Raw genomic sequence first — 22,791 nt, 5'->3', positions numbered from 1 at the left:
AAAGGACCGCGCCATGAGCCTCGAAGCCGCTCCCCGCAAGCTTTCCTTCGGCCTGATGCTGCATGGCGCCGGAGGCCATATGAATTCCTGGCGGCATCCCTCCGGCCCCGCCGACGCCAGCGTTAATCTCCCCTTTTACGTCGGGCAGACCCGCAAGGCCGAAGAGGCCGGATTCGCCTTCGTCTTCGTGGCGGACGGGCTTTATATCAATGAGAAATCCATTCCGCATTTCCTCAACCGCTTCGAGCCTCTGACGATCCTTTCGGCTCTGGCGGCGGTCACGACGCGGATCGGGCTGGTGGGCACGGTCTCGACCTCCTATTCCGACCCCTTCACCGTGGCCCGGCAATTCGCTTCTCTGGATCTGATCTCCGGCGGGCGGGCGGGCTGGAACGTGGTGACGACGCCGCTGGAGGGCTCGGGGCGCAATTACTCGCGGCCTCATCCCGAACACGCCCTGCGCTATGAGATCGCCGAGGAATATCTTCAGGCGACGCAAGGGCTCTGGGACAGCTGGGACGAGGACGCCGTGATCCGCGACCGCGAGACGGGGCGCTTCTTCGATCCGGCCAAGCTCCACCGCCTCGATCACAAGGGCCGCTTCTTCCAGATCGAAGGGCCGCTCAACGCGCCGCGCTCGAAACAGGGCCAGCCCGCGATCTTTCAGGCCGGGGCCTCCGACGCCGGAATTTCTCTGGCGGGGAGATATGGCGAGGCGATCTTCACCAACGCCGCCGATCTGGAGGAGGCCCGCGCCTTCCGCGCCCGCGTTCAGGACGCCGCCGTCGCTCATGGCCGCGCCCGCGAGGAGGTGAAGATCTATCCGGGGATCCATCCCGTCGTCGGCGCCACCCGCGCAGAGGCGGAAGCCAAATACGCCGCGATTCAGGCCCTCGTGAGCCTTGAGGAGGCCCTCGCCTATCTCGGGCGCTATTTCGATCATCACGACTTCGCGCAATATGATCCCGACGCGCCTTTCCCCGAACTCGGCGAGATCGGGCGCAACAGCTTCCGCTCCACCACCGACCGCATCAAGGCGCGGGCCAAGGCGCGCGGCCTTTCTCTGCGCGAAGTCGCGCTGGAGGAGACGTCGCCGCGCAGCGCCTTCCTTGGTTCAGGGGCGGAGGTGGCCGAGGAGATCATCCGCTGGCTCGACGGGGGCGCGGCGGACGGCTTCATCCTCGGCTTCGCGGTCTCGGCGGAGGGGCTGGAGGATTTCCTCCGCCATGTCCTGCCGGAGCTGGAGGCCCGGGGCCGCTACGACCGCGCCGCCCCAGGCGAGACTCTGCGCGACCGGCTCGGCCTGCCCTTCAAGATCAGCCGCCATGCTTCGCCCTCGGCGGAAGCCTCCCGGAGCCGCAGCGCATGAGCCGCGACCTCGCCCCGCTTTCTCCGCGCGCGCTGAGCCGTCGCCGCGCCATAGAAGCCCGGATCGGGGAGTTCGTCGAGCTGCGCCGCGAGCTGCATCAGCGCCCCGAGCTGGCCTTTCAGGAGCAGGAGACCAGCGAGCGTCTGGCCGGGCTCCTGCGCGGCTGGGGCTATGACGTGGCCTCCGGGCTCGCGGGAACGGGCCTCGTCGCCAGCCTGACGCGCGGCTCGGGAAGCCGCATCCTCGGGCTGCGCGCCGATATGGACGCTCTGCCGATTCAAGAGACGACGGGGCTCGACTGGGCCAGCGTGAATCAGGGCGTCTCGCACGCCTGCGGCCATGACGGACATATGGCGATTCTGCTCGCCGCCGCCCGCTGGCTGGCCGAGGAAGGCGAATTCTCCGGGGTTTTGCGTCTGATCCTCCAGCCCGCCGAAGAGATCGGCGCGGGCGCGAAGAAGATGATCGAGGAAGGGCTCTTCACGCGCTTCCCCGTGGACGCCGTCTTCGGGCTGCATAACTGGCCGGGCGTTCCGGTCGGGAAGTTCGGATTCGTGACGGGGCCGGCCATGGCCTCGGTGGATCTGGCGGAAGTCCGGATCAAGGGCCAGGGCGGCCATGGCGCCGAGCCTCATGAAACCATCGATCCGGTGCTGGCGGCGGCCCATGTGGTCACGGCGCTGCAATCCATCGTCTCGCGCAACGTCGATCCGCGCGAGATGGCGGTGGTCACGGTCGGAGCGATCCATGGCGGGGCGGCGGCCAACGTCATTCCGGAATTCGTGGATCTGCGGCTGTCGCTGCGCGCCTTCACCCCGGAGAACCGCGCCTTTCTGCAAGAGCGCGTCCCCGCCGTGATCAAAGCGGCGGCGGCGGTCTTCGGCGCCGAGGCGGAGGTCCGGCTGAAGACCGGCTTCCCGAGCCTGATCAATCCGGCGGCGCAAATCGCCTTCGCTCAGGAGGCCGCAGAAGAGGCGCTCGGGCCGGAGGCGGTCCTGACGGATTTCCGTCCCCGCACCGCCAGCGAAGATTTCGCCTACATGCTTCAGGCGCGCCCCGGCGCTTACCTTTTCGTCGGGATCGGCGAGGGCGCGCCCCTCCATAGCCCGGCTTATCGCTTCAACGACGCGATTCTGGCTCCCGCCGCGACCTTCTGGGCCGCGCTGGCCGAACGCTTCCTTCAGGAGAGCCCCGCATGACCGATCTCCTTCCCGATCTCCTGATCGAGAGCGGCCCGACGGATCCGCGCGCCCGGCCTTTGGTCGAGGATCTGATCCGCGAATACGACTCGCGTTACGGAACGCTCTTCGACCGCGAGGGCGCGAAGACCGAAGTTCATCGCTATCCGCCCGAGGCCTTCGCGCCGCCCGATGGGAATTTCCTGCTGCTCCTGCGCGAGGGCGAGGCCGTGGCGGGCGGCGCCTTCATGCGTCACGCCGATCCCGGAACCGCCGAATTCAAGCGCATCTGGACGCGCGGCGATCTGCGCCGCCAAGGTCTGGCGCGGCGGATCGTGCGGGCTTTGGAGATTCAGGCGACGCGTCAGGGCTATCGGCGGGTTTATCTGACCACCGGATTCCGCCAGCCCGAGGCCGCCGGACTTTATCTCACCGACGGCTATCGGCCGCTCTTCGAGCCTGATCTCGATCCGGCTTTCTACAAGACCTTGCCTTTTGAAAAGCACATCGGCGCCGAGGCCGGAAAGCCCGGCTCCGCGCCGCTGAAGACGCCGGATCCCGATCTGCCCGCGCAGCTCGGCGTGACGGTCTCCGCCGAAGCCCTCGCGGCTCTGCGCGCCCGCGCCGGACTGGAGGTCCAGATCCGATGACCAGCATTTCAGATTTTCCCCGCAGCCGCCTTCCCGCCGCCGAAAGCTCCGCCCCGCAGGATCTCCCCAAGGATCTCCGTAGCCTGACCATCGTGCCCGCGCGCAATTACGGAAGACTGGCGGGCGGATTGCTCGGCGCGGCGGTCCTGCTGCTGGTTCTGAACTCGGTGCTGGGGAATCCGCGCTGGGGCTGGGACGTCTTCGCGGAGTGGTTTTTCTCGGAGCCGGTCCTCGCCGGACTCGGGCGCACGCTGCTGCTGACGCTGCTCGGCTCGATCTTCGGCTTCGCCTTGGGCACGGTTCTGGCTCTGGCGCGGGTGTCGGGCGCGCCGCTGCTGGCCGCCACGGCCTGGGGCTTCATCTGGCTTTTCCGCTCGATTCCGCTGATCGTGCTGCTGCTGATCCTGAACAACCTCGGCTATCTTTACGAGCGGGTGTCTTTGGGTCTGCCCTTCACCGAATATAAGCTTTTCGATTACTCCACCACCGCGCTGATCACGCCTTTTCTGGCGGCGGCGATCGGCCTGACGCTGAATCTCGGCGCCTTCTCGGCGGAGGCGATCCGGGGCGGCATCCTCTCGGTGGATCAGGGCCAGCATGAGGCCGCCGCCGCTCTGGGTCTGCCGAAGGGGCGTCAGGCGCGGCGGATCGTGCTGCCTCAGGCGATGCGCGCCATTCTGCCCACCGCCTTCAATGAGATCATCGGCTTGGCCAAAGGCACCTCGATGGTCTATGTGCTGGCCCTGCCGGAATTATTCTACACCATCCAGATCATCTACCGCCGCAATCTGGAGGTGATCCCGCTGCTGATGGTGGCGACGGTCTGGTATCTCGTCATCCTGAGCGCGCTTTCGGTGATTCAATATCACGTCGAGCGCCATTACGCCCGGGGCGCGCTGCGCAATCCGCCGCCCAACGCCTTCCGCGAACCCTTCGTCAAGCTCGGGCTGCTGCGCCCCGAGGCCCCTTCCCGCCCTGCGCCGATCCGGGAGACTCCCCGCGCCGCCGCCCCCCTCGCCGGAAGCTGGACCGAAAGCCCGCCTCCCGGCGGAGAAGTGGTCGTCCGCAATCTCTCCAAGAGCTTCGGCGATCTGAAGGTTCTGGACGACGTGTCTCTGACCCTGCCGCCCGGCAGCGTGACGGCGATCCTCGGGCAATCGGGCTCCGGGAAATCGACGCTCCTGCGGGCGATCAACCATCTGGAGCGCGCGGATTCCGGCTTCGTCGCGCTGGACGGCGAGCTGATCGGCTATCGCCGCGAAGGGGATAAGCTCTATGAGCTGCGCGAAAGCGAGATCCTCGCCCGCCGCGCCGACCTCGGCATGGTCTTCCAGAACTTCAACCTCTTTCCGCATCTGACCGTTCTCGAAAACCTCGTCGAGGCGCCGATTTCCGTGCGGGGCGTCCCGCGCGCCGAAGCCGAGGCCCTCGCCCGCGAGCTTCTGGCCCGCGTCGGGCTGGCGGATAAGGCGAACGCCTATCCGCGCCAGCTTTCAGGCGGACAGCAGCAGCGCGTCGCCATCGCCCGGGCTCTGGCGCTCAAGCCGAAGGTTCTGCTCTTCGACGAGCCGACTTCCGCGCTGGATCCCGAACTCGTCAATGAAGTCCTCGACGTGATCAAGCGGCTGGCGCGCTCCGGCGCGACCCTCGCGGTGGTGACTCATGAGATCGGCTTCGCCCGCGAGGTCGCCGACCGCGTGGTCTTCATGGACAAGGGCCGCGTGATCGAAAGCGGACCCCCGGAGCAGGTGCTCGGCGCGCCGAAGCATCCCCGCGCCGTCGAATTCCTCGCCAAAGTTTTGTGACGCATCCTCCCCAGACGAAAGGCTTTCCCCATGACCGTTCAATCCCGAATTCGCGGCCTGCTGCTCGGCGCCGCTCTGGCCTTGGCGCCCGCCGCCGCTTTCGCCACAGAGCGAAACGCTCCGGTCGTCGAGATCGACCTCAGCCCCGAGCAGGCGGGCCGCGTGCGCGCCGAGCCCGTTCCGGCGGCCGTGGCGCTCATCCCCGCCGATTTCAAATTCGCGACGCCCGGCAAGCTGACCGTGGCCTCTGTGCCGGGACATCTGCCCTTCGCGGCCTACGCCACGGATACGAGAACCTCCGTCGGCGCCGAGCCGGACGTCGCCCAGCTGCTCGCCGACAGCCTCGGGCTGGAGCTGGAGCTGATCGCCGTGGCTTGGGCCGACTGGCCGCTCGGCCTGACCTCGGGCAAATACGACGCGGTGGTCCATAACGTCACCGTCACCGAGGAGCGCAAGGATAAGTTCGACTTCGCGACCTATCGTCAGGATCTCATCGGCTTCTACGTCGCCAACGACAGCGGGATCCTGAAGATCGAGAAGCCCGCGGATGTGGCGGGCCTGAAAGTGGCCGTGGGCGCCAGCACCAATCAGGAGCAGATCCTCCTGCGCTGGATCGAGGAGAACAAGGCGGCGGGCCTGCCCGACACGCAGGTTCTCTATTACGACGATCCGGCGGTTCTGGATCTGGCGCTGCAATCGGGCCGCATCGACGCCTATTTCCATCCGAACGCGGTTCAGGCCTTCAAGGCCCGCACGGTCGGGAAAACCCGTCTGGTCGGCGTGTTTTCGGGCGGCTATCCGGAGACGGCTGAGATCGCCGTGGCGGCCCGTAAAGGCTCGGGAATCGCTCCGGCCTTCGCCGCCGCCCTCAACGCTCAGATCGCCAACGGCGATTATCTGCTCGCGCTCAAACGCTGGGGCCTTGAGGCCGAAGCCGTGACGGAATCCCGCGTCAATCCGCCCGGCCTTCCGCGCAAGTGATCCCGCCCCGCGCATGACCTTGCGGCGGCCTCTCCGCGGAGAGGCCGCCCGGATTTGAAGGAGCCGCCGCCGTGACCGATCGCGCAGAGGGCGATTTCGCCAGAGGCTTCACCAGAGGCTTCACCAGAGGCTTCAAAGGAATCTCCGAATTCCATTTCCTCCTCCCCGGCAATTTCGCCGAGGCGAATCCCCGCGCCGGGCTGGAGCGCACGCTCGAGCTCATCGCCGAGGGCGAAAGGCTCGGCTATGCGGGCGCCTGGTCGCGTCAGCGCCATCTGGAGCGCGGAGTCTCCTCGGCGGCGGTCTTTCTCGCCGCCGCGACACAGCGCACGACGCGGATCAAGCTCGGGACGGCGGTGATTCAGCTCGGCTATGAGACGCCTTTCCGCCTCGCCGAAGACCTCGCCATGGCGGACGTCCTCTCCGGCGGGCGGCTTCAGGCGGGCGTGAGCGCCGGGCCGCCGCCTTTCGGCCGTCTGCTCGGCGATCTGCTTTACGACGGCGATCCGGAGAAGATCGACTACTCCCACGTCCGCGCCGAGCGCCTCGCCCGGGCGATCCGCTCCGAGCCGCTCCATGACGAGGCTCTGGCGGGCAACGCCGCGGGGGCGCAGATTCCCCGGCTTCAGCCTGTGGCGCAGGGCCTGGCGGATCGGCTTTGGTATGGCGGCGGCTCGCTGAAATCGGCGGTCTGGGCGGGAGGCGCGGGCTTTCGTCTGCTCAGCGGCAACATCGTGACGGGCGAACAGACGGAGGATTTCTTCGCCGCGCAAAACGCCCTCATCGACGCCTTTCAAGCCAGTTGGCGCGGGAGGGGCGCGGCCGAGGTGGGCTTAGGCCGGGTGATCCTGCCGACGGATTCCGCCTCCCCCTCGACCCGCCGCCGCTACGCCGAATTCGCGGCCTCGCGCGACGCCCGCACCAAAGCGCCGCAAGGCGAGCGCCGGACGCTCTTCCTGCCCGATCTCGTCGGGACGACGCAGGAGATCGCCGAGCGCCTGCGCGCGGATCCCGTCGTCGGCCGGGTCTCCTCCTTGCGGCTTGAAGCGCCCTATGAATTCGAGGCGGAGGATTACGCCCAGATCCTCCATGACGGAACGGCGCTGTTCAGGCTCCTCGCGCCCGCAAGCGCGGCTCCGGCCCTATAGGCGCTTGTCATAGCGCAGCCCGCGCGCCAGCCAGCAGCCGACCCGCGCCCCCGCGACCGCCCCCGAGGCGTCGCGCGAGAGCTGAAGCGTCCAGTCTCCCGGCGCGGGGGCGTCCATGGAGCGGCGCGTCGAGATCAGCCAGAGATCCGGCGCGACGAAGCTCAGAGGCTCGGGCCGCCCCTCGCCGAGGAAGCCTTTGAACCAGACGTGAGCCGCCCCGCCCCGCGCCTCGATCCGCATCTCCGCCCCGCCCAGATCCGCCGAGACGTAACGTCCCGCCAATTCCCCCGCATCCTGAGGCGGAGCCTTGGGAAGCGGCCGCAGGCGCTCGGTCAGATTCTCCGAGGCGCGCCGCAGGATCAGCCCTTCGCCTTCCCGCTCGATCCGGGAGAGGGGCGAGACGAGGGCGCCCTCATGCTCGCGCAGAGGCTCGGCGCCCACCGCGAAGCGCAGCGAGCCGCCGCCCTCATGGCGGGAGATCCGCGCGATCAGCCCCGTCTCCGCGCCGATCCAACTCCTGACCCATTCGGCGGAGATCGGCGCGGCGGGAGAGGCTTCGGCCTCGCCGAGCGCCGCCCGCGCCAGTCTTTGCGCCGCGCCATGGGCGTCGGCCTGATGGTTGAACATCACGACGACCGACAGCCGCGCCGCGCGGATGTTCAGCCGATGGCAGCGGAATCCCCGCAAGGCGCCGCCATGGCCTGTGGCCTCCAGTCCGGCGACGGCCGAGCGGCGCAGCCCATAGCCGTATTCCGCCGGAGTCCCGTCGCGGAAGGCGACGGGCTCCGAAATGCGGCGATAGAGGCCGCGCGGATCCTCGCGCGTGGCGTCGATCCAGCGCTCATAGGCGAGCATATCCTCTAAAGACGCGGAGATTCCCGCGTCTCCGATCCAATAGACCCCGTTGACGGCGGGAATCCAGCCGTTCGCCGCATCGCCTTCATAGCCGGTCACGCGGTCTTCGGGGCGGCGGGTGTCGGCGGTCAGCACGGCGCCCGACATGCCCGCAGGCGCCCAGACATGACGCCGGTAAAGCTCCTCCAGCGGGAGGCCCGTCTCCGCTTCGAGCAGATCGGCGAGCAGGCGGTAATTGAGGTTGCAATAGGAATAGCGCAGGCCCGGCGCGAAATGCCCGCTCCGCAGATGCGCCAGCATGGGCGCGAGATCCTCGCGGCGGAAGGGCTGCTCGGCTTTGGCGCCCTCAAGCACCGTCAAAGCCCAGTAATCGCGCAGCCCGGATTGATTATGGCACAGCTCCGCCAAGCTCGGGCGCGGCCCCACGAAAGCGGGAGCCAGGGCGGCGAGGCGCCCGCTCAGACGCTCCGGATCGGGGAAGGCCGCGAGCAAGGCCATGCAGGTGAATTGCTTGCTGATCGAGCAGATCGGCAGCCGCGTCTCGGAGGTCATGGGGCGGCGCGCGTCGAGATCGGCGTAGCCCCATGCGCGCGCGGCGAGAGGCGCGCCCTCCAGCAGAAGGCCCGCCGCGCCGCCCGGCCCCGGATAGGCCGAAGGCAGGGCGTCGAGGGCGGCTTCAAGGGCGGAAAGATCGATTTTGGTCATGATCTGCTCGGCGAAAGGCGGTTTCCGGCCAGCCATAGCGCGCTTCCGCATTGAAGGGAAAGGCCGCCCCTGATAGCGCTGTCGGAAAACAGGGGGAGATCATGCGGCTCGCGACGATGCAGACTCAGGCGACGCGCGGCGATGCGGAGGCGGCTTTCGCGCGCATCCGCGCCGCGCTGGAGGCCGCGGCCCGCGCCGGAGCCGAAATGCTGGTGGTCCCGGAATTGATCCTCCCCGGCTATAACGACCCCGAAGCCCACGCCCGCGAGGCTCAGAGCCTCGAAGGCCCATGGATCTCGCGGCTTTCGGCTCTGGCGCGCGGGGCCGGATGCGGCCTGACCTTCGGTTGGGCGGAGCGCTCCGGCGCGGCTTGCTTCAACGCCGCCACGGCCATCGGGCCGGAGGGCGCGATTCTGGCCCATCACCGCAAGATCCAGCTCTACGGCGAGATGGAGGAGGCGAGCTTCCGTTTCGGCGAAGAGGCCCCGCCGGTTTTCGAACTGGCCGGACGCCGCTGCGGATTGCTCATCTGCTATGAGGTGGAGTTTCCGCAGCACGCCGCCGATCTGGCCCGCCGGGGCGCGGATCTGCTGCTCGTCCCGACGGCCAATCCTCAGGGCTTCGACCATGTGCCGCGGATTCTGGTCCCGGCGCGGGCCTATGAAAGCCGCCTGACCATCGCCTACGCCAATTATTGCGGCCCGGACGGAGACGTCTCCTTCGGCGGGCTCTCCGTGATCGTCGGGCCGGACGGCGAGCCCCTCGCCGCCGCCGGACGCGCCCCCGCGCTGCTCATCGCCGATCTGCCCGCCCCGGAGGCCTATCCCGAGGGGCGGCTGTCCACTCAGGCCGCCGATCTGCGAAAGATCGGCGATCCTCTTGCTTCTGGTGACCTATGACGGAATTTTCAGCCTTCGGCCCCGATTTCCCCTTCGCTTACGACGATTGGCTGAAGCATCCCTCCGGCCTCGGCGTCCTTCCCCCGGAACGCTGCGGCGAGGCGGTGGCGGTGATCGGCGCGGGGGCGGCGGGCGTCATGGCGGGCCATGAGCTGATGAAGATGGGCCTGCGTCCGATCCTCTATGAGGCGGGGAAATTCGGCGGACGCCTGCGCTCGGAGATCTTCGAGGGCACCGAGGACGTCGTCGCGGAATTGGGCGGCATGCGCTTCCCGATCTCCTCGCGGGCCTTTTATCATTACGTCGATCTCGTCGGCTGCGAGAGCGCGCCTTTCCCCAATCCTCTGACTCCGGCGGCGGGCTCGACGGTGATCGACCTCGAAGGCGAGACGCTCTTCGCCCGGAAGCTCGACGACCTGCCGCCGCTTTACCGCGAGGTGGCCGAGGCCTACGCCGCCGCTCTGGAGGAGGGCGCGCGCTTCTCGGAGATCCGCGCCGCCATGCAGGCCCGCGACGCGGCGCGGGTCAAGGAGCTTTGGGATCCGCTCGTCGCCGCATGGGACGAACGCACCTTCTATGATTTCATCACCTCTTCGCGGGCCTTCAGCAGCCTGCCCTTCCGCCACCGCGAGGTCTTCGGGCAAGTCGGCTTCGGGACCGGCGGCTGGGACAGCGATTTCCCGAACTCCATGCTGGAGATCCTGCGGGTCAATCTCTGCGGCCTCGACGACGACCAGCGTTATATCGTGGGCGGCGTGGAGCAGGTGCCCTTGCGGCTTTGGCGTCAGCCTGCGCCCTGCGCCCATTGGCCGGAGGGAACCAGTCTCGCGGGGCTCAACGGCGGCGCGACGCGCGGCCGGGCGATCCGCATCCGGCGCGATCCGGCGAACGGCAAGCTGGCCGTGACGGATCGCTGGGGCCGCGAGGATCTTTATGAGGCGGTCCTCGTCACCTGCCAGAGCCATTTGCTCACCACCTCCATCGAGACGGACGAGGCGCTTTTCGATCAAAAGCTTTGGATGGCACTGGACCGCACGCGCTATATGCAGGCGGCCAAGACCTTCGTGATGGCGGACCGCCCCTTCTGGAAAGACCTCGATCCCGCGACCGGACGCCCGGTCATGTCCATGACCCTCACCGACCGCATCACGCGCGGAACTTACCTCTTCGACAACGGCCCGGATCGTCCGGCGGCGATCTGCCTCTCCTATTCATGGATGACCGACGCTCTGAAGGTTCTGCCTCTGGAGGCGGAGAAGCGGGTGGATCTGGCTCTGGCGGCTCTGGCGAAGATCTATCCGGGCGTCGACGTCGCGAGTCATATCCGGGGGAATCCCATCTGCGTGAGCTGGGAGCGCGACGAGAATTTCCTTGGAGCCTTCAAGGGGGCTCTGCCGGGGCATTACCGCTATAACCACCGCATGTATGGTCAGTTCATGCAAGCGGATCTGCCGCCCGAGCAGCGCGGAATCTTCCTCGCCGGAGACGGGATCAGCTGGACTCCGGCCTGGGTCGAGGGCGCGGCTCAGACGGCGCTGAACGCCGTCTGGGGGATCATGCGCCATTTCGGCGGGGCCTCGCCCGCCGCGAATCCGGGGCCGGGCGAGCTTTATCCGCAGATCGGCCCGCGCGCTCTGGATTAGAGCGCCTCATATCCGTTCGGATTGCCTGATTGCCAAAGCCATGCGCTGCGGCTCATCTCCGGCAATCCGCGCTCGGCGCGCCAGTTCAGCAAGCGGTTCGCCTTGCTCGGATCCGCGACGCAGGCGGCCACGTCGCCGGGCCGCCGCGCCGTCACCTCATAAGGCAGATCCCGCCCGCAGGCCTCCGAAAAGGCGCGGAGCATCTCATGCACGGTGAAGCCCGCCCCCGTCCCGATGTTGAAGGCCTCCACGCCCTGATGCGCGGCGGCGTAGTCCAGCGCCGCCACATGGGCCCGCGCCAGATCCGCCACATGGATGTAGTCGCGCAAGCCGGTGCCGTCGCGCGTGTCGTAATCGTCGCCGTAGATCGAGAGCTTCGCGCGGCGCCCCACCGCCACCTGAGAAATATAGGGCATGAGGTTGTTCGGAACGTCATGCGGATCTTCGCCGATCCGGCCGCTCTCATGGGCGCCCACCGGATTGAAATAGCGCAGAAGCGCGCCGCTCGCTTCGGGGCGGGCGCGGCCCCAGTCGGCGATGATCTGCTCGGCCATATGCTTGGTGCGTCCGTAGACGCTGGCGGGACGGAGGGGATGGGCTTCGTCGATGGGCAGATATTCCGGCTCGCCATAGACCGTGGCCGAAGAGGAGAAGACGATCCGCCGGCATTGAACCGCATTCATCGCGTCGAGCACGTTCATCGTGCCCGCGACGTTGGTCTCGTAATAATCGAGGGGCTTGGCCTCGCCCTCCCCGACGGCCTTCAGCCCGGCGAAATGGATCACCGCCTCGGGCCGGAACTCCTGAAACAGCGCGATGAGCGCGGCGCGGTCGCGGACGTCGGCGCGGGAGAATGCGAAGTCGCGGTTCGACAGGCTCCGAACCCGGTTCAAAGCCTCCGGGGAGCTGTTGGCGAAATTATCCGCCACATGAATCCTGTGGCCGCAGGCGAGAAGTTCGATCAGCGTGTGGCTGCCGATATATCCGGCGCCGCCGGTGAGAAGCACGTCCATTCCGTCTCCCGCCTCAAGGCGATCTCTGCGCGAAGGATCCGCGCGCTCAGGATCCGGCGGAAAACTAACGCAGGATCTCTTTGAGGTCCATTGACGCGGCGCGGCTGAATTCAAACTCTTGTTGTTATAAAGAACAGTTGTTATAAGCAGGCGCAGGACGGGACAAGCGAGCGCGCCATCATGCCCATCACGCCCATCACGGAAGACCTGACGACGCAGGAGACGGCGGTTCTGGCGCTGATCGCGCGCAATCCCTTCATCGGACAACAGGAGATCGCCGAGACTCTCGGCTTCGCCCGCTCCACCGTGGCGGCCCATGTCTCCAGCCTGACCCGTAAGGGCTTCCTGCTCGGGCGCGGCTACGTCCTGCCGCCGCAGGGGGGGCGCGTGGTCTGCGTCGGGGGGGCGGTCATGGACCGGAGCTATCGCCTGCTCGCGCCCGCCCGCATGGAGACCTCCAATCCGGCGGAGGGCGCCCGGAGCCATGGCGGCGTCGCGCGCAACGTGGCCGAGAATCTCGCTTTGCTCGGCCACAGGCCGGGCTTCGTCTCCGCTTTGGGCGACGACGAGGCGGGGCGGCGTCTGCTGGATCATCTGCGCGGAAGGGGCGTGGACGTCAGCCGCGTTCTGACCCTCCCCGGCGCGCATACGGCGGAATATGTCGCTTTGCTCGATCCTTCAGGCGAATTGGTCCTCGCGGCGGCGGATATGGCGGTCTTCGACCGTCTGACGCCTGAGGATCTCTTGCGCATCTGGCCGCATTTCGCCGCCGCCTCCTGGGTCTTCGCCGACGCCAATCTGACGCCGGAGGCCCTCGCCTGCCTTTGCGCGCGTCAGGGCGGCGGCAGCTATCGCCTCGCCGTGGATGCGGTTTCGGTTCCCAAAACGCGCCGTCTGCCCGCCGATCTCGCCGGAATCGACCTGCTCTTTCTCAACGCCGACGAGGCCGCCGCTGTGCTGAACGCGCCGCGCGCGGCCTCCGGCGAGGAGGCGCTCGCCGCCGCCCGCGCGCTGTGCGCCAAAGGCGCGGGACAGGTGCGCCTCTCGATGGGCGCGGCGGGAGTCGCGCTGGCCGGGCGGGGCGTCGAGGCGCTTCTCCCGGCCGTTCCGGCGCAGGTCGTCGACGTCACCGGGGCCGGAGACGCCGCCATAGCCGGGACTTTGCACGGCCTGCTCAAGGGCCGGGACGCGGTCTCGGCGGCTCGGCTGGGGAGCCTCATGGCCGCGCTGGCGCTTGAGGCGCCGGGCGCGGTGCGCGGCGACCTGACTTCCGAATTTCTGGCCGCTCAGGCTGAACTCAGATCAATCCCCGCTGCGGCGGGAGCCCATGGAGAGGACGCATGATCAGCCGCTTCGCCTTAGAGATCGCCCCCGAAGTCGCCGAGGCGCTGGCCGCCGGACGCGCGGCGGTCGCGCTGGAATCGACCATCGTGACCCATGGCATGCCTTGGCCGCAGAACGTCGAGACCGCGCGGCGCGTCGAGGCGGCGGTCCGGGCGGAAGGCGCCGTCCCGGCGACCATCGCCGTTCTGAAAGGGCGGATCAAAGTCGGGATGAGCGAGGCAGAGCTTGAGGCTCTGGTGAAAGACCCCTCCTGCGTCAAGGCTTCGGGACGCGATCTCGCGGTGGCCATGACGCGCGGAATCTCGGCGGGGACCACCGTCTCTTCGACCATGCTGATCGCGGCGCGGGCGGGAATCCGCGTCTTCGCCACCGGAGGAATCGGCGGCGTCCATCGCGGCGCCGAGGAGAGCTTCGACATCTCGGCGGATCTCACCGAGTTGGGCGCGACGGAGGTCGCGGTGGTCTGCGCCGGAATGAAGTCCATTTTGGACATCCCCAAGACGCTGGAATATCTGGAGACGATGCGCGTGCCGGTCGTGACCTGCGGCGCCGATGAATTTCCGGCCTTCTTCTCGCGGAGTTCGGGCCTGCCCTCGGATCACCGGCTCGACGGCCCCGAGGAGCTGGCCGCCATGATCGAGGCGCATTTCTCGCTGAAGACGGGAACCGGCCTGCTGATCGCCAATCCCATTCCCGAAGCCGACGCCGTCCCCGGCGCGGAGATCGAGGCCGTGATCGCCGCCGCCGTGGCCGAAGCGGCGGCGCAAGGGATCTCCGGCAAGGAGGTCACGCCCTTCCTGCTGGAGCGCGTCAACCGCGCCACCGAAGGCCGCAGCCTCACGGCGAACATCGCCTTGGTGCTGAACAACGCCCGGCTCGCGGCGCGGATCGCCCGGGAGCTGGCCGCGTGACGCCTCGCCTCAGCCCTCGCGCCGCAGCCGCAGGATCACGTCCACCCGGGCGAGCTTCGCCCCTTGAGGCGGCTCCGGCAATCGGGCGATGAGGACGGAATCCGGAGGCGCGTCCTCGATCTCGCCCGTCTCCTCCCAGAAGAAATGCGGGTGGTCGTTGAGGCGGGTGTCGTAATAGCTGCGGGCGGCGTCGATGGGAATCTCGCGCAGAAGCCCCGCCTCGGTGAATTGGCGCAGAGCGTTGTAGATGGTGGCCAAAGAGACGTCGACCTTCGCCGCCTGAGCTTCGGCGAAGAGAGCCTCGGCGGTCAGATGGCGCTCTCCGCCCTTCAGGATCAACCGCGCCAGATCGCGCCTCTGACGCGTCGGACGCAATCCGACGCTCGTCAGCCACAGGATCGGCTGGTCGCTTTTTTCAGGCTTAGACGAAGAGGTCATCTGATTCCTTTCTTCGCCGGAGCTTGCGCCCGGTCGCCCGAGTATAGAGGCGATCTCTTCTCCTTTCCACTGGAGCGACCTTCCGCGAGGTCGCGGATTGCGAAGTTTCTGCGAATCCCCGCCTCAGACGGGAGGCGCCGCCTTCCCGGAGGCTCCGGCTCTCTCGCGGGCCATGGTCATGGCGGCGTCCTGAATCATATCCTCCTGACCGCCGATCATCTTCCTGCGGCCCAGCTCGATGAGGATGTCGCGGGCGGGCACGCCGAAGCGTTCGGCGGCGCGGCGGGCGGGCAGAAGGAAGGTCGAATAGACCCCCGCATAACCCAGAGTCAGCGCCTCGCGGTCCACGCGCACCAGATGATCCATCATCGGGACCACCACGTCCTCCGCCAGATCCATGAGCTTGAAGAGGTCCACGCCCGTCTCGATCCCCATGCGGTCGCAGACGGCGGCCAGAACCTCCAGAGGCGCATTGCCCGCCCCCGCGCCTAAGCCCGCCAGAGAAGCGTCGATGCGGCTGGCCCCGGCGGCTATGGCGGCGATGGAGTTCGCGATTCCAAGCCCGAGATTATGATGGCCGTGGAAGCCGATCTCCGTTTCCGGCCTCAGAGCCTCGCGCATGCGCGAAACGGCCTCGGCCACGTCCTCGGTGAGCATAGCCCCCGCCGAATCCGTCACATAGACCGTGTTCGCGCCGTAGCTCTCCATGAGCAAGGCCTGTTCGGCGAGGCCCCTGGCGTCGTTGAGATGGGACATCATCAGAAAGCCGGTCGCGTCCATCCCGAGCTTGCGCGCAAAGGCGATATGCTGCGGCGAGACGTCGGCCTCGGTGGAATGGGTCGCCACATGCACCGAGCGCGCGCCGCACTCGTAAGCCTCCTGCAATTCGCGCATGGCGCCGAGGCCGGGGATCAGCAGAACCGAGATCTTCGCCTGCTTCACGACTCCCGCCACCGCCGAGATATATTCCGCGTTGGAGGCCAAAGCCCGCCCATGCTGGAGGGAGTTTCCGCCCAAACCCGCGCCATGGGTCACCTGAAGATAGGGCACGCCCGCCGCATCCAGACCGGCGCCGATCTCGACCATCTGCGCCACGGAGATTTGTTCGCGCTTGGCGTGCATCCCGTCGCGCAGGGTCATGTCATGGAGGGCGACCTTGCGGCCTTCGAGCTTGCTTTTGGCCATCATGCGGTCTCCTTCTGCGCGCCTGCGGCTCTCAGGCCTTCGGCGAAAAGCTCCGCCGTGCGGGCGGCGGCGGCGGTCATGATGTCGAGGTTTCCGGCGTAGGTCGGCAGATAATCCCCGAGCCCCGCCACCTCCATGAAGACCGAAACGCGGTTGCCGTCGAAATCCGGCCCGTTCACCAGCTTATAGCCGGGGACGTAGATCTGAACCTGAGCGATCATCTCCAGCACCGAGGCCGTGATCGCCGCCTGATCGGGCGCGCCCTCCACCTCGCAGGAGATGGTGTTGCGCATGATCAAAGGCGGCTCGGCGGGATTGATGATCGCCAGAGCCTTGCCCTTCTTCGCGCCGCCGACCTTCTCCAGAGCGCTGGAGGTGGTGGAGGTGAATTCGTCGAGATTGGCCCGCGTGCCCGGCCCGACGGATTTCGAACTCAGCGAGGCGACGATCTCGGCGTAGTCCACCGGCTGCACCGCGCTGACCGCCGCCACGATGGGAATCGTGGCCTGTCCCGCGCAGGAGATCATATTGACGTTGACCACCCCGCCCTGAGCCGCCAGAGCCTTGAGGTTCACCGTCGGGGCGCAAAGCGGGCCGATGGCGGCGGGGGTCAGGTCGATCATCAGCACGCCCAGCTCATTGAGCTTGCGGCTGTTCTCGGCGTGGACATAGGCCGAAGTGGCGTCGAAGGCGATTTGAACCCCATCGGCGGCCACATGAGGCAGCAGCCCCTCGATTCCCGCATGGGTGGTCTTGAGGCCCATCTCCCGCGCCTTGGCGAGGCCCTCGGATTTTTCGTCTACGCCGACCATCCAGACCGGCTCCAGAATCTCCGAGCGCTTGAGCTTGAAGAGAAGATCCGTGCCGATATTGCCCGATCCGATCAGGGCGCATTTGATCTTGCTCAATGATTTCTCCCGATCTTTCGCCCTCAGGCGATGAAGCGCGCCCCGACGGAGCCCATGTCGAAAAATCGCGCCGCGACGCAATTCCCGGCCTTGACCGGAACCGCCTGAGTGATGGCTCCGCTGAGGACGAGGCTTCCGGCGGGCAAGGTCTCGCCCATGTCGTGCAGCACGCCGACGAGCATCGCCACGGCCTCCGCCGGATGGCCCAGCACCTCCGCCGAGGCCCCAAGCGCGACGATCTCGCCGTCGATCTCCATGACCACGCCGATGGTGCGCAGATCCAGCGCCTCCGGCCGCCGAGGCCGCCCGCCCAGCACGAAGCGCGCCGAGGAGCTGTTGTCCGCCAAGACGCTTTCGAGGTCGAATTTGAAGCCCGTGAAACGGCTGTCGATGATCTCCAGCGCGGGCTGGACGTAATCCGTGGCGGCGAGAACCTCCGCGCGGGAGACCTTCCCCGCCAGCTCCGCCTTGGTCACGAAGGCCAATTCGCATTCGACGCGCGGATGGATCAGATCCGAGACCGTGATCGCCGAGCCCTCGGGCCGCGCCATGGCTTCGGTGAGGAAGCCCACGCCGGGCTGATCGACGCCCATCTGAATCATCTTGGGCCGCGAGGTCAGCCCCGCCTTCCAGCCGACCACCCTTTGTCCGCGCCGCTCATAGCTGCGCCGCAAGGCGGTCTGGACGCGATAGGCGTCGGCGACGGTCATGCCGGGATGATCGTCGGTGAGCTTGCGGATGGCCCGCGCATAGGTCTGGGCCGTCTCGACGCGCTCGCTCAGGCGCGCGACGGCTTCGGCGTCGAGGCTCATGCCTGCGCCCTCCCTGTGAATCGCGCCATGCAGCGCCCGACGCCTGCGATTTCGCAGGTCAATTCGTCGCCGTCCTGAAGCTCGATCAAAGGCGCCTGCGCTCCGGAAAGGATGACGTCGCCCGCCTTCAACGGAATCCCGAGCCGCCCGAGCGTATTCGCCAGCCAAGCCACGGCGTTGACCGGAGAGCCCTGCACCGCCGCCCCGACTCCGGTGGAGTGCAAGGCGCCGTTCTTCTCGATGACCAATCCGGCGAGGCTCAGATCAAGGTCGCGCGGATCCGCCCGCCCCTCGCCGAGCAGGAAGACGCCGCAGGAGGCGTTGTCGGCGACGGTGTCCTGAATCTTGATCCTCCAATCGGAGAACCGCGTGTCGACGATCTCGAAGCAGGGCGAGACGTAATCCGTGGCGCGGATCACGTCGGTCGCCGTGATTCCGGGGCCAAGGAGATCGCGCTTGAGGATGAAGGCGAGTTCGGCCTCGGCGCGCGGCTGCATCAGCTTGCCGAGGTCGATGGCCTCGCCGTTCTGGTGGAGCATCTCGCGGGTGAGCTGGCCGAAATCGGGCTGATAGACGCCGAGCGCGTCCTGAATGGCTTTGCTGGTCAGGCCGATCTTCTTGCCGATCACGGAATCGCCCGCCGCGATCCTTCGGGCGAGCATCCGGCTTTGAATGCGGTAAGCGTCTTCAATCGTGCTGTCCGGCTCCAGCTCGCTGATTTTGGCCGTGGGAACGCCTGACGTCATCGCTTCGTAAAGCGCGTCGCCCAGAGCCTGGATCCTCGTCTCGTCGATCATGCCGCCTCCCCTTTCTGATTTTCGAAAAGGATAGGAAGAGGAGGCCCCATGCTTCAAATACTTTGGACAGGCTGGCTCCATGCGATTTTCGTATGGCTTCAATCCGGGCCTCCATACGAAAAAGCTATGGGACTCCTCCCTGAAAAGCATTGGCGGGCATGGAGAGCCTCGCGCTAGCCTCGCCGCGCCAAAAAGGCGCTACGAAGCGCATCGGGAGGATCCGCCTGTGAAAACTCATGAACTCTTCATCGACGGCGCCTATGCGCCCGCGGCTTCGGGAAAGACCTTCGCCAAGATCTCCCCGGTGGACGGACGTCAAATCTCCGTGGTCCATGAGGCTCTGGCCGAGGATGTGGACCGGGCCGTGCGCGCCGCCCGGGCCGCGCTTGAAGGGCCTTGGGGGCGCATGCCGCTGCGACAGCGGACGAATCTGCTTCTGGATCTCGCGCGGGCCATCGAGCGCCGCGCGCCGGAATTCGTCGAGGCCGAGATTCAGGACACCGGCCATACGCGCCATTTCTCCGAAACCATCGAGATTCCGCGCGGCGCGGCGAATTTCGAGATCTTCGCCAATCTGCTGAAGAACCTCGGCGGCGAATTCTTCTCCATGGACACGCCCGACGGCAAAGGCGCCGTGAATATGGAGCTGCATCGGCCCAAAGGCGTGATCGCGGTGATCTCGCCATGGAACGCGCCTTTCCTGCTGATGACGTGGAAAGTCGGCCCGGCTCTGGCCTGCGGCAACGCCGTGATCGTCAAGCCCTCGGAGGAAAGCCCCGCCACCGCCGCGCTGCTCGGCGAGGTCATGAACGAGGTCGGGATTCCCAAGGGCGTCTATAATGTGATCCACGGCTTCGGCCCCGGCTCGGCGGGCGAATTGCTGACCCAACATCCGGGCGTCGACGGAATCACCTTCACCGGAGAAACCCGCACCGGCGAAGCCATCATGAAACAGGCCGCCGTGGGCCTGCGCGACGTCTCCTTTGAACTGGGCGGCAAGAATCCCGGCCTGATCTTCGCCGATTGCGACATGGACAAGGCCATCGAAGTCACCATGCGCTCGGCCTTCGCCAATTGCGGACAAGTCTGCCTCGGCACGGAAAGGCTCTATGTCGAGCGCCCGATCTTCGCGGAGTTCGTCGCAAGGCTGAAGGCGGGCGCCGAGGCGCTCAAGCCCGGCGGCCCCGATGATCCGGGAACCACCCTCGGGCCGCTGATCTCGGCGGAGCATCGGCGCAAGGTGCTGTCCTATTACGACAAGGCGCGCGAGCTCGGCGCGCAGGTCGTGACGGGCGGCGGCGTCCCGCATTTCGGCGATTCCCGCGATCAGGGCTTCTTCATCCAGCCGACCATCTGGACCGGCCTCGAAGAGGACAGCGCCGTCATCCGCGAAGAGATCTTCGGCCCCTGCTGCCATATCCGGCCCTTCGACACGGAGGAGGAGGCGATCCGCCTCGCCAACGACACGCGTTATGGATTGGCCGCCACGGTCCTCACCGAAAATCTGTCGCGGGCCCATCGGGTCGGGCGGCGGCTGGAGGCGGGGTTGATCTGGGTGAACTCCTGGTTCCTGCGCGATCTGCGGACCTCTTTCGGCGGCTCGAAATCCTCCGGGATCGGGCGCGAGGGCGGCGCCCATTCTCTGGAGTTCTACACCGAGCGCAGCAATCTCTGCGTCAAGCTCTGAGGGCCTCCGCCCTTACGCCTCCGGCGCGGATCTGTCAGACTTGGGCGCATGCGAAGGAGAGGCGCGCATGAACATCCGGCAATTGAAATATTTCATCGCCGCCGCCGAGGAGCTGAACATAGGTCGGGCGGCGGCGCGGCTCAACGTCTCGCAGCCGCCCGTCACGCGCCAGATCCAGCAGCTTGAGGAGGAGCTGAAGGCGCAGCTTTTCCTGCGCACCCCGCGCGGCGTCGAGCTGACTCAGGCGGGCGAGATCTTCCTCGCCGAGGCCCGCAACATCGTCGGCCTGCTCGATCAGGCGGGCGGACGCGTCCGCCGCGCCGCGCAGGGCGAGGAAGGGCGGCTGGACGTGGCCATCTTCGGCTCGGCCATCATCGGCTTCATCCCGAGGATCGTGCTGGAGTTCAAGCGGCTTTATCCCAACGTGCATGTCGCCTTGCGCGCCATGGACAAGATCCAGCAGGTGGAGGGCCTGCGCAGCCGCGCCATAGATCTCGGCTTCAACCGGCTGATGAATCCGGAGGAGGGCCTCATGATCGAGGAGATCGCCCGCGAGCGGCTCGTGGCGGCGGTCTCCAGCGAAGGGCCGCTCGCGGGGCTCGGGCGCGCGACTCTGGCGGAGCTGGCGCGCGAGCCGCTGATCCTCTTTCCGGCGAGCCGGGCCTTCGGCTTCGTGGACGTGGTGAAGGATCTCTTCCGCAGCCAGAGGCTCAAGCCGGAGGTGGCGCAGGTGGTGGGCGACGCCTTCACGGGGCTGGCTCTGGCGGCGGCGGGATTCGGCGTCTGTCTGGCGCCGGAATCCATGAAGTCGGTCAGTCTGCGCGGGGTGGTCTTTCTGGAGATCGACCTCGATCCGGCGCCGACGGTGGATCTGAGCTGCGTCTATCGCGCGGGCGACGTCTCGCCGGTGCTGCGGAATTTTCTGGAGGTCGCCCGCGAGGGCGGCATCCGGGAATTGGGAGATCTCCGGCGCCCTTCCTGACGCGCCTCCATACGCGATCCGCATGAAGGGCGGCCTGAAATAGTATTTGAAGGCAAACCGCGCAGGCGCCTAAATTTTCCGGGCCAGAGGGCGAAGCCGCCCCGCAGAGGCTCCGCGCCGGATCGATGGGGCGGAGGCGCAGGGAGATGCGAAATGCCGATCATCCATGTCCATATGATGGAGGGCCGCAGCCCCGACCAGAAACAGGCGATGATGAAGCGCGTCACCGAGGCCGTGGTCGAGACTCTCGGCGTGCGGACGGAGGCGGTGCGCATCATCCTTCAGGAAATCCCCTCCGGCCATTTCGCCGTCGGCGGAGAGCCGCGCTTCGCGGAGCCTGAAGCCAAGCCGGAGCCTTTCCGGATCGGCGCCCAATAGCCTCCCGCGCGGCCGTCCGGCGCGCGAAGGCCCGCAGAGCCCAATCAAAGCCAGAAGATCCCGGCCCCCGCCGAGGATCTCGCCCCATCCTATCCTCAGGGAGGAAATCATGAGCCGTCAGGAACCCATCCACGATGTGGCGCAGCTCGCCATGGTGGAGATCTTCAGCCCCAAATTCGACGAATCCGCCCGCTTCTTTCAAGATTTCCTCGGGCTTTATAAAAACGACGAAGACGCCTCCTCCGTCTATCTGCGCGCCTATGAGGACCGTTATCATCATTCGCTGAAGCTGACCCGGGCCGATCAGGCGGGCGTGGGCGTGATCTCCTGGCGGGCGATGTCGCCTCAGGCTCTGGAGCGGCGCGTGGCGGCCATCGAGGCCTCCGACTCGCCGGGACGCTGGGTCGAGGGCCATAAGGGCTATGGCCGGGCCTATGAGTTCCATATGCCCGACGGCCACACCCATCATCTGTTTTGGGACGTCGAATATTTCAAACCCGACGAATCCCAGCGCTCCAATCTGCTGAGCCGCGCGCAGAAGCGGCCTTTGTCGGGCGTGCCGGTCCGGCGCCTCGACCATGTGAACCTCATGTGCGGCGACGTGACGGGCAACGCCGAATTCATGCAGAAGCATCTCGGCTTTCAAAAGCGCGAGAACGTCGTCTTCGGCGGCGCCGACGAACTCGCCTGCTGGCTTTCGGTCAGCCCTCTGGTGCATGAGATCGCGCTGACCAAGGACCGCAGCGGCGTTCCGGGCCGCCTGCATCACGTGGCCTTCTGGTACGGCCATCAGGGGCAGATGCTCGACATCGCCGATCTTTTCGCGGAATACGGCGTCCAGATCGAAGCCGGCCCGGCGAAGCACGGCATCAGCCAAGGCTATTTCATGTATTTCTACGAGCCGGGCGGCAACCGCATCGAGCTCTTCGGCGACAGCGGTTATCTCGTCTTCGATCCGGAATGGAAGACCGTCACCTGGACGGAGCAGAATTTCTGGACTCAGGGCGGCACTTGGTACGGCGGCCAGCTGCCGCAAGACTTCTTCGTCTACGGCACGCCCATCGTCGAGGCCGCGCAAAAGGCGGCCGAACCGGCGGAGTAAG

At 67.0% G+C, this 22,791-nt stretch carries 21 protein-coding genes; 14 read left to right on the top strand and 7 right to left on the bottom strand.

The window, feature by feature from the left end:
• The first annotated feature begins 13 nt into the window (after positions 1 to 13).
• The 6 genes from B161_RS0115420 to B161_RS0115390 all read left to right on the top strand — a co-directional run bounded on the left by B161_RS0115420 (position 14) and on the right by B161_RS0115390 (position 7,131).
• Positions 14 to 1,369 carry an LLM class flavin-dependent oxidoreductase gene (locus B161_RS0115420; protein WP_018634345.1) on the top strand — a complete coding sequence of 452 codons (1,356 nt, stop codon included), beginning with the start codon at positions 14 to 16 and terminating at the stop codon, positions 1,367 to 1,369.
• Complete coding sequence (locus B161_RS0115415) at positions 1,366 to 2,568, top strand: M20 aminoacylase family protein (RefSeq protein WP_018634344.1); 1,203 nt, start codon at positions 1,366 to 1,368, stop codon at positions 2,566 to 2,568. The genes B161_RS0115420 and B161_RS0115415 overlap by 4 nt, the downstream gene beginning before the upstream one ends.
• A complete protein-coding gene (locus B161_RS18300; protein WP_018634343.1) occupies positions 2,565 to 3,197 on the top strand; it encodes a GNAT family N-acetyltransferase in 633 nt (210 codons plus the stop codon). The genes B161_RS0115415 and B161_RS18300 overlap by 4 nt, the downstream gene beginning before the upstream one ends.
• Positions 3,194 to 5,002, top strand: coding sequence for an amino acid ABC transporter permease/ATP-binding protein (locus B161_RS20380; RefSeq protein ID WP_018634342.1), 1,809 nt, complete (start codon positions 3,194 to 3,196; stop codon positions 5,000 to 5,002). Before B161_RS18300 ends, B161_RS20380 begins: the two co-directional genes overlap by 4 nt.
• A gap of 30 nt (positions 5,003 to 5,032) precedes the next feature.
• Positions 5,033 to 5,983, top strand: coding sequence for a transporter substrate-binding domain-containing protein (locus B161_RS0115395; protein ID WP_018634341.1), 951 nt, complete (start codon positions 5,033 to 5,035; stop codon positions 5,981 to 5,983).
• Between the two features lie 71 nt (positions 5,984 to 6,054).
• Entirely contained in the window at positions 6,055 to 7,131 is a 1,077-nt protein-coding gene (locus B161_RS0115390; RefSeq protein WP_018634340.1) for an LLM class flavin-dependent oxidoreductase, read from the top strand.
• Here the strand turns inward: B161_RS0115390 and B161_RS0115385 are convergent.
• A complete protein-coding gene (locus tag B161_RS0115385) occupies positions 7,126 to 8,727 on the bottom strand; it encodes a D-aminopeptidase (RefSeq protein ID WP_018634339.1) in 1,602 nt (533 codons plus the stop codon). The genes B161_RS0115390 and B161_RS0115385 overlap by 6 nt on opposite strands.
• Before the next feature lie 65 nt (positions 8,728 to 8,792).
• Here B161_RS0115385 and B161_RS0115380 point away from each other — a divergent pair, with 65 nt between their 5' ends.
• Positions 8,793 to 9,590, top strand: coding sequence for a carbon-nitrogen hydrolase family protein (locus tag B161_RS0115380; protein WP_018634338.1), 798 nt, complete (start codon positions 8,793 to 8,795; stop codon positions 9,588 to 9,590).
• The gene (locus tag B161_RS0115375; protein WP_018634337.1) at positions 9,587 to 11,233 is read left to right on the top strand and encodes a flavin monoamine oxidase family protein; all 1,647 of its coding nucleotides are present in this window, start codon (positions 9,587 to 9,589) and stop codon (positions 11,231 to 11,233) included. Before B161_RS0115380 ends, B161_RS0115375 begins: the two co-directional genes overlap by 4 nt.
• On the opposite strand, the gene galE is transcribed toward B161_RS0115375, so the two are convergent.
• On the bottom strand, positions 11,230 to 12,246 hold the full coding sequence (gene galE, locus B161_RS0115370; RefSeq protein WP_018634336.1) for a UDP-glucose 4-epimerase GalE: 1,017 nt from the start codon (positions 12,244 to 12,246) through the stop codon (positions 11,230 to 11,232). The genes B161_RS0115375 and galE overlap by 4 nt on opposite strands.
• Positions 12,247 to 12,426: 180 nt before the next feature.
• Here galE and B161_RS0115365 point away from each other — a divergent pair, with 180 nt between their 5' ends.
• Positions 12,427 to 13,590 carry a carbohydrate kinase gene (locus tag B161_RS0115365; protein ID WP_018634335.1) on the top strand — a complete coding sequence of 388 codons (1,164 nt, stop codon included), beginning with the start codon at positions 12,427 to 12,429 and terminating at the stop codon, positions 13,588 to 13,590.
• Positions 13,587 to 14,501 (top strand): pseudouridine-5'-phosphate glycosidase, encoded by a 915-nt coding sequence (locus tag B161_RS0115360; RefSeq protein WP_018634334.1) that lies wholly within the window; start codon positions 13,587 to 13,589, stop codon positions 14,499 to 14,501. The genes B161_RS0115365 and B161_RS0115360 overlap by 4 nt, the downstream gene beginning before the upstream one ends.
• 9 nt (positions 14,502 to 14,510) lie before the next feature.
• Here B161_RS0115360 and irrA read toward each other — a convergent pair whose 3' ends face one another.
• From irrA to B161_RS0115335, 5 genes are all read right to left on the bottom strand, one after another.
• Positions 14,511 to 14,939 (bottom strand): iron response transcriptional regulator IrrA, encoded by a 429-nt coding sequence (gene irrA / locus B161_RS0115355; RefSeq protein WP_018634333.1) that lies wholly within the window; start codon positions 14,937 to 14,939, stop codon positions 14,511 to 14,513.
• Positions 14,940 to 15,062: 123 nt separating this feature from the next.
• Positions 15,063 to 16,127 (bottom strand): 4-hydroxy-2-oxovalerate aldolase, encoded by a 1,065-nt coding sequence (dmpG, locus tag B161_RS0115350; RefSeq protein ID WP_040790246.1) that lies wholly within the window; start codon positions 16,125 to 16,127, stop codon positions 15,063 to 15,065.
• Entirely contained in the window at positions 16,124 to 17,032 is a 909-nt protein-coding gene (locus B161_RS0115345; protein WP_018634331.1) for an acetaldehyde dehydrogenase (acetylating), read from the bottom strand. The genes dmpG and B161_RS0115345 overlap by 4 nt, the downstream gene beginning before the upstream one ends.
• A 23-nt stretch (positions 17,033 to 17,055) precedes the next feature.
• Entirely contained in the window at positions 17,056 to 17,844 is a 789-nt protein-coding gene (gene dmpH / locus B161_RS0115340) for a 2-oxo-3-hexenedioate decarboxylase (protein WP_018634330.1), read from the bottom strand.
• Positions 17,841 to 18,641, bottom strand: coding sequence for a fumarylacetoacetate hydrolase family protein (locus B161_RS0115335; RefSeq protein WP_018634329.1), 801 nt, complete (start codon positions 18,639 to 18,641; stop codon positions 17,841 to 17,843). The genes dmpH and B161_RS0115335 overlap by 4 nt, the downstream gene beginning before the upstream one ends.
• 226 nt (positions 18,642 to 18,867) lie before the next feature.
• Here B161_RS0115335 and B161_RS0115330 point away from each other — a divergent pair, with 226 nt between their 5' ends.
• The 4 genes from B161_RS0115330 (at position 18,868) to B161_RS0115315 (ending at position 22,790) form a co-directional block, all read left to right on the top strand.
• Positions 18,868 to 20,328: a 2-hydroxymuconic semialdehyde dehydrogenase gene (locus B161_RS0115330; protein ID WP_018634328.1), complete on the top strand. Its 1,461-nt coding sequence runs from the start codon at positions 18,868 to 18,870 to the stop codon at positions 20,326 to 20,328.
• A gap of 67 nt (positions 20,329 to 20,395) precedes the next feature.
• Entirely contained in the window at positions 20,396 to 21,310 is a 915-nt protein-coding gene (locus tag B161_RS0115325; RefSeq protein ID WP_018634327.1) for a LysR family transcriptional regulator, read from the top strand.
• A gap of 9 nt (positions 21,311 to 21,319) precedes the next feature.
• A complete protein-coding gene (locus B161_RS0115320) occupies positions 21,320 to 21,688 on the top strand; it encodes a 2-hydroxymuconate tautomerase (RefSeq protein WP_322785911.1) in 369 nt (122 codons plus the stop codon).
• 109 nt (positions 21,689 to 21,797) lie between these two features.
• A complete protein-coding gene (locus B161_RS0115315) occupies positions 21,798 to 22,790 on the top strand; it encodes a VOC family protein (protein ID WP_018634325.1) in 993 nt (330 codons plus the stop codon).
• Position 22,791: the final 1 nt, after the last annotated feature.

Source organism: Neomegalonema perideroedes DSM 15528 (genome assembly GCF_000374145.1).
Taxonomy (GTDB): domain Bacteria; phylum Pseudomonadota; class Alphaproteobacteria; order Rhodobacterales; family Rhodobacteraceae; genus Neomegalonema; species Neomegalonema perideroedes.
The sequence above is the reverse complement of the archived record's forward strand: the minus strand, read 5'-3'. Positions and strand labels throughout refer to the sequence as shown.